Annotated in this window: 17 protein-coding genes and 1 tRNA gene; 12 read left to right on the top strand and 6 right to left on the bottom strand. The window is 66.2% G+C overall.

From position 1 onward, the window contains the following. Nucleotides 1-7 precede the first annotated feature (7 nt). The 5 genes from J0I42_RS18545 (at nucleotide 8) to J0I42_RS18525 (ending at nucleotide 4195) form a co-directional block, all read left to right on the top strand. Complete coding sequence (locus tag J0I42_RS18545) at nucleotides 8-691, top strand: amino acid ABC transporter permease (protein WP_291656927.1); 684 nt, start codon at nucleotides 8-10, stop codon at nucleotides 689-691. 7 nt (nucleotides 692-698) lie between these two features. Beyond that, entirely contained in the window at nucleotides 699-1358 is a 660-nt protein-coding gene (locus J0I42_RS18540) for an amino acid ABC transporter permease (RefSeq protein ID WP_291656926.1), read from the top strand. Beyond that, nucleotides 1333-2061 carry an amino acid ABC transporter ATP-binding protein gene (locus tag J0I42_RS18535; RefSeq protein WP_291656923.1) on the top strand — a complete coding sequence of 243 codons (729 nt, stop codon included), beginning with the start codon at nucleotides 1333-1335 and terminating at the stop codon, nucleotides 2059-2061. The genes J0I42_RS18540 and J0I42_RS18535 overlap by 26 nt, the downstream gene beginning before the upstream one ends. 59 nt (nucleotides 2062-2120) lie before the next feature. After that, entirely contained in the window at nucleotides 2121-2924 is an 804-nt protein-coding gene (locus J0I42_RS18530; protein WP_291656922.1) for a transporter substrate-binding domain-containing protein, read from the top strand. Nucleotides 2925-3160: 236 nt separating this feature from the next. Beyond that, nucleotides 3161-4195: an aldo/keto reductase gene (locus tag J0I42_RS18525; RefSeq protein WP_291656921.1), complete on the top strand. Its 1035-nt coding sequence runs from the start codon at nucleotides 3161-3163 to the stop codon at nucleotides 4193-4195. A 153-nt stretch (nucleotides 4196-4348) separates the two neighbouring features. Here J0I42_RS18525 and J0I42_RS18520 read toward each other — a convergent pair whose 3' ends face one another. From J0I42_RS18520 to J0I42_RS18500, 5 genes are all read right to left on the bottom strand, one after another. Then, entirely contained in the window at nucleotides 4349-5620 is a 1272-nt protein-coding gene (locus tag J0I42_RS18520; RefSeq protein WP_291656920.1) for a M20/M25/M40 family metallo-hydrolase, read from the bottom strand. Between the two features lie 34 nt (nucleotides 5621-5654). Further along, the gene (locus J0I42_RS18515) at nucleotides 5655-6587 is read right to left on the bottom strand and encodes an acetamidase/formamidase family protein (protein WP_291656918.1); all 933 of its coding nucleotides are present in this window, start codon (nucleotides 6585-6587) and stop codon (nucleotides 5655-5657) included. Nucleotides 6588-7222: 635 nt separating this feature from the next. Next, nucleotides 7223-8272 carry an ABC transporter substrate-binding protein gene (locus tag J0I42_RS18510; protein ID WP_291656916.1) on the bottom strand — a complete coding sequence of 350 codons (1050 nt, stop codon included), beginning with the start codon at nucleotides 8270-8272 and terminating at the stop codon, nucleotides 7223-7225. Nucleotides 8273-8300: 28 nt separating this feature from the next. Next, nucleotides 8301-9065 (bottom strand): ABC transporter permease, encoded by a 765-nt coding sequence (locus J0I42_RS18505; RefSeq protein ID WP_291656915.1) that lies wholly within the window; start codon nucleotides 9063-9065, stop codon nucleotides 8301-8303. Beyond that, the gene (locus J0I42_RS18500; protein WP_291656990.1) at nucleotides 9062-9841 is read right to left on the bottom strand and encodes an ABC transporter ATP-binding protein; all 780 of its coding nucleotides are present in this window, start codon (nucleotides 9839-9841) and stop codon (nucleotides 9062-9064) included. Before J0I42_RS18500 ends, J0I42_RS18505 begins: the two co-directional genes overlap by 4 nt. 120 nt (nucleotides 9842-9961) lie before the next feature. On the opposite strand from J0I42_RS18500, the gene J0I42_RS18495 reads away from it, so the two are divergent. From J0I42_RS18495 to J0I42_RS18475, 5 genes are read left to right on the top strand one after another with little or no spacing between them, the layout of a single operon-like run. Then, nucleotides 9962-10774, top strand: coding sequence for a GntR family transcriptional regulator (locus J0I42_RS18495; RefSeq protein ID WP_291656914.1), 813 nt, complete (start codon nucleotides 9962-9964; stop codon nucleotides 10772-10774). Between the two features lie 3 nt (nucleotides 10775-10777). Next, nucleotides 10778-12052 carry a 3-isopropylmalate dehydratase large subunit gene (locus J0I42_RS18490; RefSeq protein ID WP_291656913.1) on the top strand — a complete coding sequence of 425 codons (1275 nt, stop codon included), beginning with the start codon at nucleotides 10778-10780 and terminating at the stop codon, nucleotides 12050-12052. A gap of 2 nt (nucleotides 12053-12054) precedes the next feature. Further along, nucleotides 12055-12573 carry a LeuD/DmdB family oxidoreductase small subunit gene (locus J0I42_RS18485; RefSeq protein WP_291656911.1) on the top strand — a complete coding sequence of 173 codons (519 nt, stop codon included), beginning with the start codon at nucleotides 12055-12057 and terminating at the stop codon, nucleotides 12571-12573. 25 nt (nucleotides 12574-12598) lie between these two features. Next, nucleotides 12599-13468, top strand: coding sequence for an isocitrate lyase/PEP mutase family protein (locus tag J0I42_RS18480; protein WP_465247699.1), 870 nt, complete (start codon nucleotides 12599-12601; stop codon nucleotides 13466-13468). Between the two features lie 44 nt (nucleotides 13469-13512). Then, entirely contained in the window at nucleotides 13513-14115 is a 603-nt protein-coding gene (locus J0I42_RS18475; protein ID WP_291656908.1) for a cysteine hydrolase family protein, read from the top strand. A gap of 598 nt (nucleotides 14116-14713) precedes the next feature. Here the strand turns inward: J0I42_RS18475 and J0I42_RS18470 are convergent. Then, nucleotides 14714-14803, bottom strand: a tRNA-Ser gene (locus tag J0I42_RS18470). Nucleotides 14804-14992: 189 nt separating this feature from the next. Here J0I42_RS18470 and J0I42_RS18465 point away from each other — a divergent pair. Further along, the gene (locus tag J0I42_RS18465) at nucleotides 14993-15313 is read left to right on the top strand and encodes a hypothetical protein (protein WP_291656907.1); all 321 of its coding nucleotides are present in this window, start codon (nucleotides 14993-14995) and stop codon (nucleotides 15311-15313) included. Nucleotides 15314-15396: 83 nt separating this feature from the next. Further along, on the top strand, nucleotides 15397-16053 hold the full coding sequence (msrA, locus tag J0I42_RS18460; protein ID WP_291656905.1) for a peptide-methionine (S)-S-oxide reductase MsrA: 657 nt from the start codon (nucleotides 15397-15399) through the stop codon (nucleotides 16051-16053). Nucleotides 16054-16107: the final 54 nt, after the last annotated feature.

Genomic DNA, 16107 nt, shown 5'->3' with positions numbered 1-16107 from the left:
CCGGACGATGCGCTACAAGTTCGATTTCGGCGCCCTCGTCGAGCACTGGCCGGAATTCCTCAGCGGCGCGCTGACCACCTTGCAGATGACAGCCTTCGCGGTCGTCTTCGGGCTGGTGATCGGCATCCTCTGCGCCATCGGCCGGCGTAGCGCCTCACCGTTCCTGCAATGGCTCTGCGGCTTCTATGTCGAGACGATCCGCAACACGCCCTATCTGATCCAGATATTCTTCATCTTCTTCGGGCTCTCCAGCATCGGCATCAAACTCCCGATCTTCGTCGCCGCGGTGCTGACGCTGGTCATCAATGTCGGTGCCTATACCGCCGAGATCGTCCGCGCCGGCATGGACACGATCCATCCCGGCCAGATCGAGGCGGCGCAGGCGCTCGGCCTCTCGCAGCCGCAGATCTATTGGGACGTGATCCTGCGCCCGGCGCTGGAGCGGGTCTATCCGGCGCTGACCAGCCAGTTCGTCCTGATGATGCTGGCCTCCTCGATCACCTCGCAGATCTCGGCCGAGGAGCTCACGGCGGTCGCCAACAACATCCAGTCCTTCACCTTCCGCGCCTTCGAGACCTACATCGTCGTGGCGTTCCTCTATCTCCTGCTCGCCGTCATCCTGAAGCTCGCCTTCTACGGCTTCGGCCAGATCATCTTCCCGCGCCGCCGGCGCCTCGGCACGGCGCTGTGAGGGCGTGATGGGCGGCTTCACCCTCATTCACTTCCTCTATCTGCTGCAGGCGACGCTCTGGACGGTCGTGCTGACCGTGCTCGCCTTTGGGCTCGGCAGCCTCGCCGGCTTCGTCGTGATGCTGGCGCGCACGGCGCGCACCCGCTGGATCCGGGCGGTGTCGATGATCTATGTCGACATCATCCAGGGCACGCCGCTGCTGATCGTGCTGTTCCTGATCTATTTCGGCCTCGCCGTGGTCGGGATCGAACTGCCGGCGCTGCTCGCCGCCGCGATCTCGCTGATGATCTATTGCAGCGCCTTCCTCGGCGAGATCTGGCGCGGCTGCGTCCAGTCCGTGCCGCGCACCCAGAGCGAGGCGGCCGAATGCCTCGGCCTGACGCGCTGGCAGACGCTCACCGACGTCATCCTGCCGCAGGCGATGCGGATCGCGACGCCGCCGACGGTCGGCTTCCTCGTGCAGGTGCTCAAGAACACCTCGCTCGCCTCGGTCGTCGGCTTCGTCGAGCTGACCCGCGCCAGCCAGGTCATCAACAACTCGCTGTTCCAGCCCTTCCTCGTCTTCGGCATCGCGGGCGCCCTCTATTTCGCGCTCTGCTACCCGCTGTCGCGGCTCAGCCGGGCGCTCGAAAGGAAACTCAATGTCGGCCGCCGTCAGCCTGCGTGACGTCCACAAGCGCTTCGGCGAGGTGGAGGTCCTGAAGGGCGTCTCCTTCGACGTGGCGCCGGGCGAGGTCGTGGCCGTCATCGGCCGCTCCGGCTCGGGCAAGTCGACGGCTCTGCGCTGCGTCAACCGGCTGGAGACCATCCAGTCCGGCGAGATCGAGGTTCATGGCCGCCGCGTTGACGATCCCGCGCTCGATCTCAGGGCGCTGCGCCGCGATGTCGGCATGGTCTTCCAGAGCTACAACCTCTTCCCGCATCTGACCGTGGCGGAGAACATCACGCTCGCCCCGAGGCGCGTGCGCAAGACGCCGCAATCCGAAGCGCGCCATATCGCCGTTGAGGCGCTCGCCCGCGTCGGGCTCTCCGACAAGATCGACGCCTATCCCGAGCAGCTCTCCGGCGGCCAGCAGCAGCGCGTCGCCATCGCCCGCTCGCTGGCGATGCAGCCCAAGGTCATGCTCTTCGACGAGGTGACTTCGGCGCTCGATCCGCATCTCACCGGCGAGGTGCTCAAGGTCATGGAGGCGCTGGCGAGGGGCGGCATGACCATGCTCGTCGTCACCCACGAAATGGCCTTCGCCCGGCGCGTCGCCGACCGCGTCATCTTCATGCACACCGGCAAGGTCTGGGAGACCGGCGCCGGCGAGATGCTTGCTCATCCTCAGACCCCCGAGCTCAGGGAATTCCTCGCCAACGGGCTCTGACGATCCCGCGGCCATTCGGCTGCTCGACGATCATAACGACAACGAAAAGGGAAACGACCATGACCACGATCACCCGCCGCACCGCCTTTGGCCTCGCCGCGACCGCCGGCGCCTTCCTCGCGCTGGGCAGTGCAGCCCATGCCGACCAGCTCGCCGACATCAAGAAGGCCGGCAAGATCCGCGTCGCGGTTGCCATGGGCGTGCCGCTCTTCGCCTTCGTCGACGGCCAGCTCAAGCCGACCGGCTCCGATGTCGAGACCGCCAAGCTTATCGCCAAGGATCTCGGCGTCCAGCTCGAGCTGGTCGAGATCACCAATGCCGCGCGCGTGCCGACGATCCAGACCCGGAAGGCCGACATTCTCGTCGCCAATCTCGGCATCACGCCCGAGCGCAAGAAGGCCGTCGATTTCTCCGTTCCCTATGCGACGCTGAACATCATCGTCGCCGGTCCCGACAACGTCGCGATCAAGGACTACAACGACCTGACCGGCAAGCGCATCGCGGTGACCCGCGCCACCGTCAACGACCAGATGGTGACGCAGAACGCCAAGGGCGCCGAGATCGTCCGCTTCGAGGATGATGCGACCCTGATAACCGCCGTCGTCTCCGGCCAGGTCGATATCGTCTCGACCCAGACCGCCGTCCTCGCCGCGATGAACGAGAAGCGCAGCGGCGCCAAGCTTGCGACCAAGTTCGTCCAGCAGGAGCTCAATCTCGGCATCGCCCTGCCGCAGGGCGAGACGGAATTGAAGTCCTGGCTCGACGGCTGGATCAAGAAGAAGGTCGCCGATGGCGAGCTCAACGCCGTTTTCAAGAAGTTCCACAACCGCGACCTGCCGGCGGACCTGACCCAGCGCGGCTGATTGGGTCTGAGTTCGCGGAGGAATCACGTCGTCATCCCGGACTTGATCCGGGATCCATGCCAGAGCGCTTCCGGCAAAGCTTCAGGAATGGATCCCGGCTCTTCGCTTCGCTCCGGCCGGGATGACCCGCGCTTCCGTCAAATCGCTTCCGGTCATCGCAGAGGTGGATGGCGGCGGACTTGCGTGCCTGCTGCCGATCCGCAACTCTGCCGGCCCTTGTCAGAACCGGGTCTTCCATGGCGAACGCGGCCGCTCCGTCCTCTCCCGTTCCGCCGGGCCGTCCCTTCGCGGGCCTCACCCCCAGCCTGATCGGCTTCGGCGGCGCGCCGCTCGGCGATCTCTACGGGCATCTCGACGAGGCGACGGCGCAGGATACCGTACGCGCCGCGCTGACGGCCGGCATCAATCTCGTCGACACCTCGCCGCTCTACGGCCACGGCCTCTCCGAGCATCGCATCGGCGCCGCCTTGCGCAGCGTGCCGCGCGAGAGCGTCATCGTCTCGACCAAGGTCGGCCGCTGGATGCAGGCCGGTCAGCCGAAGCGCGATGGCTCGGGCTATGCCGGCGGCCTGCCGCATCCGGCGGTGATCGACTATTCCTATGATGGCGCGATGCGCTCCTTCGAGCAGTCGCTGCTCCGGCTCGGCACCGACCATATCGACATCCTGCTGATCCATGATGTCGATGTCTGGACCCATGGCGACGCGATGGAACAGCGCTTCGCCGAGGCGATGGACGGCGCCTATCGCGCTCTTGAGAAGCTGCGTGCATCCGGCGCGGTCAAGGCGATCGGCGTTGGCGTCAACGAGGCCGAGATGTGCGTGCGCTTCGCCCGTTCCGGCGATTTCGACGTGATGATGCTGGCCGGCCGCTATTCGCTGCTGGAGCAGGGCGCCTTGCCGGAATTCCTGCCGCTGGCGCTGGAGAAGAAGATCGCGGTGATGCTGGCCGGTGTCTTCAATTCCGGCATCCTCGCGACCGGCGCCAAGCCCGGCGCCTTCTACAACTACAAGCCGGCGCCGCCGGAGGTGCTGGCCCGCGTCGCCCGCATCGAGGCGGTTTGCGCCAGCCATGGCGTCGCCCTGCCGCAGGCGGCGCTCGCGTTTTGCGCCGCCCATCCCGCTGTGGCGACGATCGTGCTTGGCGCGGTGACGCCGCAAGAGGTCACGCGCAATCTCGACCTCGTTGCGCGGCCGGTGCCGGCCGCGCTCTGGTCCGATCTCAAGGCGCAGGGGCTGCTCGCCGAAGAGGCGCCGGTTCCAGAGCACTGAACGCCGCCGGAATGGCTGATCGATCAACCTGCGCCGTCATCCCGGGCGGAGCGAAGCGGAGATCCGGGATCCATTCCTGAGCGCTGCCGATAGGGGGGCAGGCATGGATCCCGGATCGGCGCCGCTACGCGGCTTGTCCGGGATGACGGCAGGTTAGTTGGACGCCTCCGTCGAGCCGAGATAGTCGACTGCGCAGGCGACGTGCAGCTTCATCACCGCGATGGCCTCGTCGATGGTGACGTGCTCCTCGTCGGTGCCCATGCTGATCGGCGATGGCCCGCAGATCAGGGCGGGCACGCCGCGCCAGCGCCAATAGCGCGTATCGGTGCCGCCCAGGCTCGACACCGGCGGTGCGTCATGCCCGAGCAGGTCGCGGATATTGCCGCGCAGGATATTGGCCATCTCGCTGAACGGATCGGTCAGGCTCGCGGGATAGCTGTGGTCCTCGTTGACGACCATCTCGCAATCGGCTTCGCGCGCGAGGGCTTCGAGATCGGCGCGGATCGCGTCGCGGTCGGAGCCGATCGGGATGCGCATGTCGAGATGGGCGATGCAATGCGTCGGGATCTGCGTCGCCTTTTGTCCGCCCTGCAGGATGCCGACATTGACGGTGATGCGCCTTGCGATGTCACCCGCGCCCTTGCCGAGATTGAGGTCGGCCGCCGCGATCGTCTCGGGCGAGGTCAGGACGGTATCGATTTCCGGCGGCAACTCCGCGAGCTTGAGATGGTAGCGGTCATAGATCGCGGTCACGAGCCGGCTCACATCCGCGATCGGGTTGCGTGCGCGATGGGCATAGCCGCCATGGCCGCCGATACTTTTCGCCGAGAGCGAGAAGCGCAGCGTACCCTTCTCGGTGAAGCGCAGATTGGCGAGGCCGCTGGGCTCGCCGTTGAGGCAGCAATCGGCCTCCATCTCGTCGCCGAACTCGTCGAACAGATATTTGGTGCCGTAGCGACCGCCCGACTGCTCGTCCGAGACCACGGTCAGCGACAGCGCGCCGTTGAGCTTCTCGCGGTGGGGATAGAGCTGGCAGAAGGCGAGGATCGAGGCGAGCGTTCCGGTCTTCATGTCGGAAGCGCCGCGGCCCATGATCTTGCCGTCGACGATCTCGGCATCCCAGAGCTTCTCGTTGGTGACCGGGAAGATGTCCATATGGCCGTTGAGCATGAGATGGCGGCCGGGCTTTCCAGCCTGCCAGCGGCTGATGATGTTCGGCATCTCCGGCACGAAGGCCTCGGTGCGATGCGGCACGCCAGCTGCGTCGAGCAGTTCGCGCACGAAGGCCGCGGCCTCGCGCGTGTCACCCGGCGGGTTGACGCTCTTGATGCGCAGGAAGCGTTGCAGCAGCGCGATGATCTCGTCGCGGCGCGTGTCGATCGCCTGAAGCAGTTCGGCCTTCAGGGCGGCGGTATTCTCGGACATGATCGGTCTTCTTGGTCGGCGTTTCGAAGGGGGGTTAGCCGCGCGAGCGGAAGGACATGGCGCGCGTCAGCTCCGTCTTCTCGAGCCGGGCGGCGACGCAATAGGCGGGGTTGAAGACATTGGCGATGTCGTAGCGCACGGCCTGCCCGAGCAGGTGGCTCGCCTCGACCGGGTCGACCCCGAGGGCATCGCCGACCCAGCGCAGCAATTCGGTGGTGGCGAATTGCAGGGGCTGATCGAGCGGGCGTCCGCTGGCGATGACCAGCAGATCGGTCTCGGTCTCGCAGCGCGGCCAGCGCAGGTTCTGCTTCTTGACGAGTTTCACCGAGAATTCGACCTCGAACGAGGTCTCGACGCCGGTGCCGGCGATCTCGCCATCGCCCTGGCAGGCATGGCCGTCGCCGAGGAAGAACAGCGCGCCGTCGACGAAGACCGGGAAGGCGATGGTCGCGCCCGGCCCGAACAGCCGGTAATCCATGTTGCCACCATTGGCGCCGCTGGTCGCGGTCGAGATCGCCTGGGCGCGTTCCGGCGCGACGCCGAAGCAGCCGAGCATTGGCTCGAGCGGGAAACTCCAGTCCCTGATCCCGGCTGAAGGCTCCAGCAGCTTCACTGTGCCGGCCTGCGCGTCGATCGCCCATTCATGGCGCTCGCGCTTCGGCAGCTCGTGCAGCATCGCAGGATCGAGCACGCCGGGAGCCAGCGGCGAATAGGTCCAGCCGGTCTTCCGGTTCGGCGTCATCCGCTCGATGGTGACGAGCAGGGCGTCGCCGGGTTCGGCACCGGTGACGAAGAACGGGCCGGTCATCGGGTTGCCGCGCGGGGCGTGCTGCTCGCCGTCGCCGCCGAAGCCGGCAGCGTCGAGCGTGGTGGTGACGACGCTGTCGCCGCTGGCGATTTCCAGCACTGGCGGCAAGGTGGCGAGCACGTTCGAATAACGGGTCGGGACGAAGTGATGGCGCGCCATGGAAGCCTTCCTGAGCCGGGTTCGCGTCGATATCCTGCGGCGGCCGCCGATCGTCGTGCCAATCCGCTTGGTGACCCTAGGAGCAAGCTCCCGGCTTGAGAAGCGCTCGCGGGCGAACAGGTGCCTTGCATCGCAGGCGCCCGCCGAACCGCGCGTCACCCCGGGTCGAACGAGGCCGATTTCAATCTGGAACGCAACTGCCGGCTGCACTGATCGATCACGGTCGGTCGCTTTGGCCAGCCTCGACTTGCGCTGGATGGGATGAAAACCAGGGTCATGGACGGCATGCGCAGGGATGGCGCGCAAGCGACGACCGTTCTGCTCGGAAGGTCGATACGGTTGCGAGGGAGGTATCATGACGATGGCAGGGGAGCCGATCTTCATGTGGACGCCTGCGGTGCGCGGCTCCGGCTCGTGCTGTCCCGGTGGGGCGGCAGGCAGAAGGCAGTGGGACTGGGCAAGGCCTCGCGAATAGGCCTCGCCTGCACCCGGTCATGAGCTGCAGAGGCGAGAACCGGACCCGCCGCAGGCCGGATCCGGTTCTCGCACAGGCTATTGCTGCCGGGCGTCGCAGTGCGGTGCCGGCAAACCAGGGGCGGTTCTACCCTAACTCCAGGCGAGAACGTCGATCTCGCTCAGGACAGTCCCTTCGCCGCAGCGTCGGCATAGGCATTGGTGAAGGTCTGCATCGGATCGAGCGCGAGCTTTTTGCCTTCCATCTCGGCGATGAAATCGAGGTTCGCCTTGATGGCGTCCGCGGCGATCTGCGGTGCACCCGGGAAGGCCGGCAAATTCTCGTCCCAGGCCGCGTCGAAGATGGCCGGCTCGGTTCCCTTGAAGAAGCCTCGGACTGCTTCCTTCGCCGCAGCCGGATTTTCACGCAGCAGCTTCTGCCCGCGCCACAGCGCCCTGACGATCCGCGCCGATCGATCCGGGTTGGCGGCCAGCCAGGGATCCTTCGCGATCAGGCTGATGTACAGGAAGCCCTTGAGCGGCGCGTACTCGCCGGCCGACAGGTTGAGCAACTGGTAGCCGTCGTACTTGACGACGCCGGTCGTGCTCGTCGGCGAGGACAGGCAATAGCCGTCGATACGCTTCTGCGAGAAGGCGGCCAGCATGTTCGGGCCGCTGCCGAGCGGCGTCATCTCGAAGTCGCGATCCGGATTCCACTTCATCGTCTTGGCGATGTGGCGCAGCAGAAGGTCCGGCGCGGCGCCAGGGCCGGTGATACCGATCGTCAGCCCCTTGAGCGCAGCGAGCCGCTGCTCGACCGGGCTTTTATCGGTGAGGCCGAGCTTCTTGGCGACGTCGCCGCGGATGACGATATTGCTCGCATACTCCGTCATCACCGATGCGAACATCTTGACGGGCTGCCCTTGGGCAATGGCGTTCATGCCGATGGCCGGTACCCCGATATAGACATCGGAGCCGTTCGAGATCACGGCCGAAAGCGCGGCTGCGCCGCCCTTGAAAACCACGACGTCGGCGTTGATGCCTTCCTGCTCGAAGAACCCTTTGGCCCGGGCGATGTAGATCGGCAGGTAGAGGAAGCCGTCACTCGGCTGCGCGAAGCGGACGACATCTGCCGCTGCCGCGCCCGTCGCGCCGAACAACGAGGGCAAGGAGAGCGCCGAGGCGCCCGCCATCGTTGTCAGGAAGCTGCGCTTCGTGATCTGTGAACCCATTGGAAGTCCCCTCCTTGTTTGTGATGTCTCAGACGCTGAATTCGCGGCGGTTCCCTGCATGCTGCCAGGGCATGAGCATCTTTTCGGCCAGTCGGACGGCCATGTTGAGCAGGATGGCGAGGACGGTGATCACCAGCAGCGCGGCGAAGACGTTGGCGGTACTGAACTGGCCGGCGGCATCGGACAGGACGAAGCCCAGCCCGCGGTTGGATGCGATCATTTCGCCCACGATGGCCCCGATCAGGGCGTAAGGGACAGACAGCCTGAGGCCGGTGAAGACCCAGCTCACGGCGGACGGGACCACCACCATCCGCATCGTCTGCCATTCCGAGGCGCCCATCAGCCGCAGGATGGTGAGCTGCTCGCGGCTGACTTGGCGCACGCCGGAATATGTGTTCAGGAAGACGAGGAAGAAAACGATCGTCGCCGCGAGGACGATCTTCATTTCGATGCCGATACCGAACCAGAGCACGTAGAGCGGCGCCAGCGCGACCTTGGGCAGGCTGTAGAACGCTGTCAGGAAGGGGTCCAGCACATCGGCGAGGACAGGCTGCCGGCCGAGGAGCAGGCCGGCCGCGAAGCCCGCGCCTCCGCCCAGCAGGAATCCGGCGATGGCCTCCGTCGCCGTCACGCCCATATGGAAGAAAATCATCCCGTCCTGGATGTAGTTGGCCAGGGCGACCGCGATGGCGCTCGGCCGTGAGACGAAGAACTCCGGCACCAGCCTCCCGGAGGCGAGTTCCCAGGCGAGGAGAAGCGCGGCGACAAGGCCGAGGCGAAGAGCGATGATCATTGCGATGCCGCCAGTCCGGACGCGAGCTCCGGTGCGATGATGCTCCAGAGCCTGGCGCAGAGTTCGTTGTAGGCCGGATCGAAGCGGAGCTTGAAAAGGTCCCGGTCGACCGGCAGCGTAATAGGCAGCACCTCGGCGATGCGACCCGGCCTTCCGGCGAAGATCACGCAGCGATCGGCGATGGCGACCGCCTCGTCGAGATCATGCGTGACGAACAGCACCGTCTTTCCGAAGCGCTTGGCGACGCGGCGCAACTCGGCCTGCAGCAGCAGGCGCAATTGCGCGTCGAGCGCGCCGAAGGGTTCGTCCATCAGCAGGGTTTCTGGATCCTGCGCCAGCAGCCGCGCCAGCGCCGCGCGCTTGCGCATGCCGCCCGAGAGTTGCGCGGGATAGGCCTTTTCGAAGCCCGACAGCCCGACGAGGGACAGCAGTTCTTCCGCACGCTCGCGCTTGCGCGCCTGTGACAGGCCGGCGATCTCCATCGGCACCGAGATGTTGCCCAGCACGTCCCGCCAGGGCAGCAGGTGATCGTTCTGGGTCATGTAGCCGACGCGCGTATTGATGCCCCTGATCGGCGCGCCGTTGTAGAGCGCCCGCCCGCGGCTTGGTGCGAAGAGGCCCGCCGTGATGTTGAGCAAGGTCGACTTGCCGCAGCCGGACGGCCCTACGAGCGTGACGATCTCGCCCGCCTCCACGGCGAGATCGACGCCGCGAACGGCAGGTACCGCCCTGCCGTTCGCGCTGAAATCCATATCGACCTGCTCGAAGAGAAGCATCGTCACCGGCCAGTCCATTCCCGCCTTTTTAGCTTGCCGGGAGTATTGAATTACCCTATTGCTATGTCAATAGAACATTTGTGGCGAGCGGCGATGCCGCCCCTGGCAGGCGATAACTCCATGGCAAACGGGGTCGACGACGGCGACGGGATGCGCGTCCCGCTCTATCACCGGATCTATCTGCAGATGCGGGAGAAGATCCTCGCGGGCGATGTTCCCGAGGACGGGCGTGTGGCTACGGAGAGCGAGATCGCCGAGAGCTATGGCGTGTCGCGCATCACCGCCAGTCGTGCGCTGAACGAGCTCGCCGCGGCCGGTCTGGTGGTCCGTGCGCGCGGCAAGGGCACCAGGGTGAATCCTGTCGGTGTCGCCCGTGCCGAGCCGATCGTTTCGTCAGTCGAGCAACTGGTCGAGCGCATCCGGCGCATGGGAGCCGAGACTTCGGTCCGGCTGGTGAGATGCGACTTCGTCCAGGCCCCTCCGCGCGTCGCGGCCGACCTCAGGATTCCTTCGGGCTCGCCTGTGCAAAGGGCAGTCCGCCTGCGGGAGATCTCGGGGGAGGTTTTCTCGCACCTGACCACGCATGTGCCGGCCGATCTCGGCGAGCGCATCTCGGCGGAGGAGATGGCGAGCGGGCCGCTGATCGGGCTTCTCGAGGGGCTCGGCATCGAGATTGACCGTGCCGAGCAGACCATTTCGGCGACGCTGGCGGACGTTACCGTCGCGCCGCTGCTGGGGGTCGAGCCGGGCAATCCCCTGATGCGAATCGTGAGGGTCGTCTACGATTCGACCGGGCGTCCGGTCGAGCATCTGGTCGCTCTCTATCGTCCCGACCGGTTCCAGTATCACTTCAGCCTTTCCCGTGTTCATTCGCCCCGCACGGGCGGCCACTGGCATGTCGACGATGCTCCGTCCGACATGACGGGGAGCTGAGCGATGCCCGGTTTCACCCTGGCCGAGAAGATCGTCGCACGCGCCTCCGGCAGAGAGGGCGTCCGGGCCGGTGACGTCGTCACCTGCCGTCTCGATCTGGCGATGATTCATGACTCGGGCGGGCCGCGCCGCGTCGCGCCGATACTCGAGAGGCTCGGAGCCGGTGTCTGGGATCCTGCCCGCGTGGTCCTGGTCAACGACCATTTCGCGCCGGGTTTCGACGCTGAGAGCGCAGCGATCCTGCATGGCAGCCGTCGCTGGGCCAAGGCCAACGGCATCGCCGCCTTCTACGACATGCGCGGCATCTGCCATGTCGTGGTGCCCGAGCACGGCCATCTGCGCCCCGGCATGTTCGCCATCGGCGGGGATAGCCATTCGCCTACCGGCGGCGCCTTCGGCTGCCTGATGTTCGGCGTCGGCGCCACCGACATGGCCTGCGCGCTGGCGACCGGCGACACCTGGTTGCGAACGCCGGAAACGATGGTCGTCGAGATCGACGGAGCGTTGCCGCTCGGGGTCTGCGCCAAAGACGTCATGCTGACTCTCTGCCGGCGTCTGGGCATGGATGGCGCCGGCTATCGCGTCGTCGAGTATCGCGGCTCGGCGATCGAAGCCATGGACATGCAGGAGCGGATGACGCTGTGCAACATGGCGGCGGAACTCGGCGGTTTGTCCGGCATCGTTCCGGCCGACGAGACGACCTGGCGCTATCTCGATCGCTTCGGCCATCCGCGTCCGGACGACCTGGCCCGCCTCCGCTCCGATGCCGATGCCGAGATTGCCGAGATCGTCAGGCTCGGCCCGAGCGAAATAGGACCTCAGGTCGCCGCGCCGCACAGCCCCGAGAACACCTCGGCTGTCGACACCTTCGCCGGCGTGGCCTTTGACGTCGCCTATATCGGCGCCTGCACGGGCGCCAAGCTGGTCGACCTGCAGATGGCCGCCAGCGTCCTGAAAGGCCGCTCGGTCGCCTCGTCCGTGAGGCTCCTGGTGGCGCCGGCCAGCCAGCGCACCATCGAAATGGCCGCCGCCGACGGCACATTGGCGATCCTGACGGCAGCCGGCGCCACGTTGCTTCCCTCCGGCTGCGGAGCGTGCGCGGGCTATGGCGCGGGCGTGCTGGCAGAGGGCGAGGTCTGCCTGTCGAGCACGGCTCGGAATTTCCGCGGCCGGATGGGCGACAAGACCTCGGCCGTCTATCTCGGCTCGCCCTACACCGTGGCCGCAAGCGCGATCGTCGGGACGATCGCCGACCCGCGCGAATTCCTGAAGGGCTGACGATGGATACGATCGAGGGAACGGCCAGGTGCTTCGGCGACTCCGTCGATACCGACATGCTGGCCCCGGGCCTCTACATGAAGGCGCCGATGGCGGAGCTCGCCAAACATTGCCTCGAGGCTCTCGACGAAGAGTTCGCGGCGAGCGTGAAACCGGGGGATGTCGTGATCGCCGGCCGCGGTTTCGGGATCGGTTCATCGCGGGAGCAGGCGGCGCAGGCGCTGCTGCATCTCGGCATCCGCGCTGTCGTCGCGCGCAGCTTCGGCGGCATCTTCTACCGCAACGCCTTCAACAACGGGCTGATGGCGCTGCAATCGGCGGAAGCGGTCGAGCTGTTCGAGACCGGCGACCGCGTCAGCCTGGATCCGCGAACGGGGTGTCTGACCAATCTGTCGCGGAGCCGCGGCTGTGTCTGCGCGCCGGTGCCGCCGAACCTGCTCGAAATCGCCCGCGCAGGCGGGCTGGTTCCCTATGTCAAGGCGCGGCTCGGCGAGCCCCGCCAGGAGTCCCAGAATGCTTGACGAAGGCGGCGCGGGGCGTCGGCAGATCGAACTCGGACGTCGTCTGGAGGAAGGGAGGATCCTGCTGGCTCCCGGGATATCGGATGCGTTGACTGCGCTCGTCGCGGCGCGTGCCGGCGCCGAGGCCCTCTATCTTTCGGGAGCGAACATCGCTTACGGACGGCTCGGGCGGCCGGATGTCGGGCTCGTCACGATGAGCGAAGTCGAGGCGACGCTCTCGCAGATCGCCGAGCGGGTCGATCTGCCGATCATCGTTGACGCTGACACGGGCTTCGGCAACGCGCTCAATGCGGCACGCACGGTGCGGGCCTTCGAGAAGGCCGGTGCTGCCGCGATCCAGCTCGAAGACCAGGAGATGCCGAAGCGCTGCGGCCACCTCCGCGGCAAGAGCCTCGTCGCCGTGGATGAGATGGTCGGCAAGGTGCGGGCGGCCGTCGATGCACGCCTGAACGCTTCGACCCTCGTCATCGCACGCACCGATGCCATCGCGGTGGAGGGCTTTGCCGCCGCGCTCGATCGCGGTCGCCGCTATGTCGCGGCGGGCTGTGATATCCTCTTCATCGAGGCTCCGCAGTCGATCGTGCAGATGCGCGAGATCGCGCGTGCCTTCGAGGGATCGGTGCCGCTGCTCGCCAACATGGTCGAGGGCGGCTCGACGCCGATGATGACCGCGGCCGACCTCGAGGGCATCGGCTTCAGGCTGGTGATCTTTCCCGGTGGAATTATCCGCGCGCTCTGCCACACGGCCGAGCGCTATTACGGCAGCTTGCTCGCACATGGGACAAACGGGCCCTTCCGCGAGCAGATGCTCGATTTCGTCGAGCTCAACGAGCGCCTCGGGACCGCAAGGCTTCTCGATGCGGCAGCCGGATACGACCCGGCGGGTCGCGGCTGAGCCGCGACAGACATGTTTTCGACTTTACCATCAGGAGTCTAACCATGGAATTCGACCCCAAGACCACTGCGCTTGTCCTTGTGGACATGCAGAACGACTTTTACGACAAGGATGGAGCCTATCCGCGCAACGGCTTGGGGTCTCCAGAAATCGCCGCCCTTCCGGCGAAGCTGGTTCCGGTCTGCGACGCCATGCGCGCGGCTGGCGGCTGGATCGTCTCGACGCATTTCACGGTCGTGCCGGGCAAGAATGGTCAGCCGCTGATGCTGGATCATATCCGCAAGCTGCGCCCGTTCATCTCGCAGGGCGACTTCGCGCCGGGCAGCCGCGGGCATGCGATGATCGACGAGCTCCAGCCGGCCGACCTCTCGGTCGACAAGGTCACCTACTCGGCCTTCTACATGAGCCGCCTCGAGTTCGTGCTCCAGCGCGCCGGCATCAAGACCTGCATCTTCGGCGGCATCGTCACCAATGGCGGCGTGTCCTTCACTGCCTCCGACTCGCATATGCGCGGCTTCAAGACCATCGTCCTCTCTGACGGCTGCGCGGGCTTCGACGTCGGCGCGCATGAGTCCACGATCGCCTCGCTGGGTTCGATGGTGACGATCTCGAACTGCGCCGAGATCATCGCCAGCCTGAAGCAGTAAGCCAGATCACAGCATGAACGGAGAGGGCCGCGCCAGAAGCGGCCCTCTCCGCCTGAATAGCGTCCTGAGCGGTGCTCCCGAGGATCGCTCTTCAGCGGTAAGGCGATGTCTCGTCATCCAGGGTGAGCCGTCGGGGCCGAGGCCGCCTCCGCGTGCGATGATGTGGAGATGGGGATGGCGGATCATCGCCGATCCTCGGGCTTCGCCCGATCGTGGGGCAAGCGGGGAACAGCGTGAACTCGCGGACCTGACGCTCATACCCACGCCGCATGGATGCGTCGAACTGGTGGATGGTCATGTCCTCCAGCATCCGCCTGCACGGCGAAGCGATGTCAGGGCTCCCGACTGAGGTCAAACTCTCGCTCTCGGATGGCGCGGTCGCCTCTGCATCACGATTCGTGAGGCTGCCGCACCGCCGCAGCTCCTGCCACGAGAGCCGCCTGGCCCCTCGACGCGGGCCGGAAGGGCCTCGTCATCCGCAATGTTGGGGAACCGACCACGAATATTGGCGTGTGCGCTGCGGCGCGGTCGAATATCCTGCTTTGTCGATCAAGATACGCGTGCAGGATCGGTGCGGCGGCGGCGCGAAGCGCAAAAATGGCGGACAGGGCGGGATTCGAACCCGCGATACGGTTCCCCGTATACACACTTTCCAGGCGTGCGCCTTCAACCACTCGGCCACCTGTCCGGCGCGCTGCTTATGACTGCCGGTTCGCCATCTTTCAAGGGCCGAGATGCAGGGTTTTGCACAATCTCGATAAATCGCGCGCGATCGGTTGCGATCCGCAGCCGGCAGGGTCACATCTTGAGGTCCTGGCCGCCTGGTCGGCCGGGCGCGGCGTGCCCGCCGCTATGGAGCGCGACAGGGAGCAGGGTGGTGCGGTTTCTTCTGCGGTTTGTCGGTTATCTGTCCGTTGCGGCCGGCTTCGTCGCGCTGGTGATCGACGGTGCCAGGTCGATCGCGAATGCCGGCTTGCGGTTTACGCCGGTCGGCGAGGTGCTGATCGCCGTCGTCCAGGGGCGCTATCAGCTCATCCAGCCGGCGATAGAACGCAATATCCATCCCTGGCTCTGGGATCCGGTCCTGCTGACCGTGCTGCGTGCCCCGGCGGCCGGGGCTGCGCTTGTGCTCGGCTTCATGTTGCTCTGGCTGGGGCGGCGCCCGGACGAGGCCATCGGCATCGTCACGCGTCGGTGATGGCACGCCCGCGTTCGAGCCACTGTCCGAACGGCCCGCCGACGCCTACATTGGCTTTGAGCCCGAACGAAACGGAGCGACCGATGTTCTCCCTGCGCAAGAAGACCGAGATTCCGACTGCCGCCGAGGCGCTTCCCGGCCGTGCCGCGGCGATTCCCACTGCCGAAACACATTTCGTCAACGGCCGCTCCCTGGCCGGCCCCTATCCGGAGGGGCTTCGCAAAGCCGTCTTCGGCCTCGGCTGCTTCTGGGGTGCGGAGCGCAAATTCTGGCAGAGCGGCGAGGGCATCTGGGTGACGGCCGTCGGCTATGCCGGCGGCGCGACGCCCAACCCGACCTATGAGGAGGTTTGCAGCGGCCTGACCGGGCATACCGAAGTCGTCCTCGTGGTCTTCGACCCTGCCAGGATCACCTATGAGGACCTGCTCAAGATCTTCTGGGAGAACCACGACCCGACTCAGGGCATGAGGCAGGGCGGCGATGTCGGCACGCAATACCGCTCGGCGATCTACACCTTTGACGCCGGGCAGCAGGAAGCCGCCGAGCGCTCGCGCGCCGAGTACGGCAAGGCGCTGGCCGCCGGCGGCTACGGCCCGATCACGACCGAGATCCGCGAGGCGCCCACGCTCTATTTCGCCGAGGATTACCATCAGCAGTACCTGGCGAAGAACCCGGCTGGCTATTGCGGCCTGGGCGGCACCGGAGTCGCCTGCCAGATCGGCCTCGGCGTCGAGGCCTGATGCAAAGGGGAGGCATAGCCTCCCCTTCTTTTGCCCTGCTGGGTTCCCTATATG

This window comes from Allobosea sp. (assembly GCF_017308015.1).
Taxonomy (GTDB): Bacteria; Pseudomonadota; Alphaproteobacteria; order Rhizobiales; family Beijerinckiaceae; genus Allobosea.
Note: the sequence above shows the minus strand (reverse complement) of the source record. Positions and strands in the feature narration are given on the sequence as shown.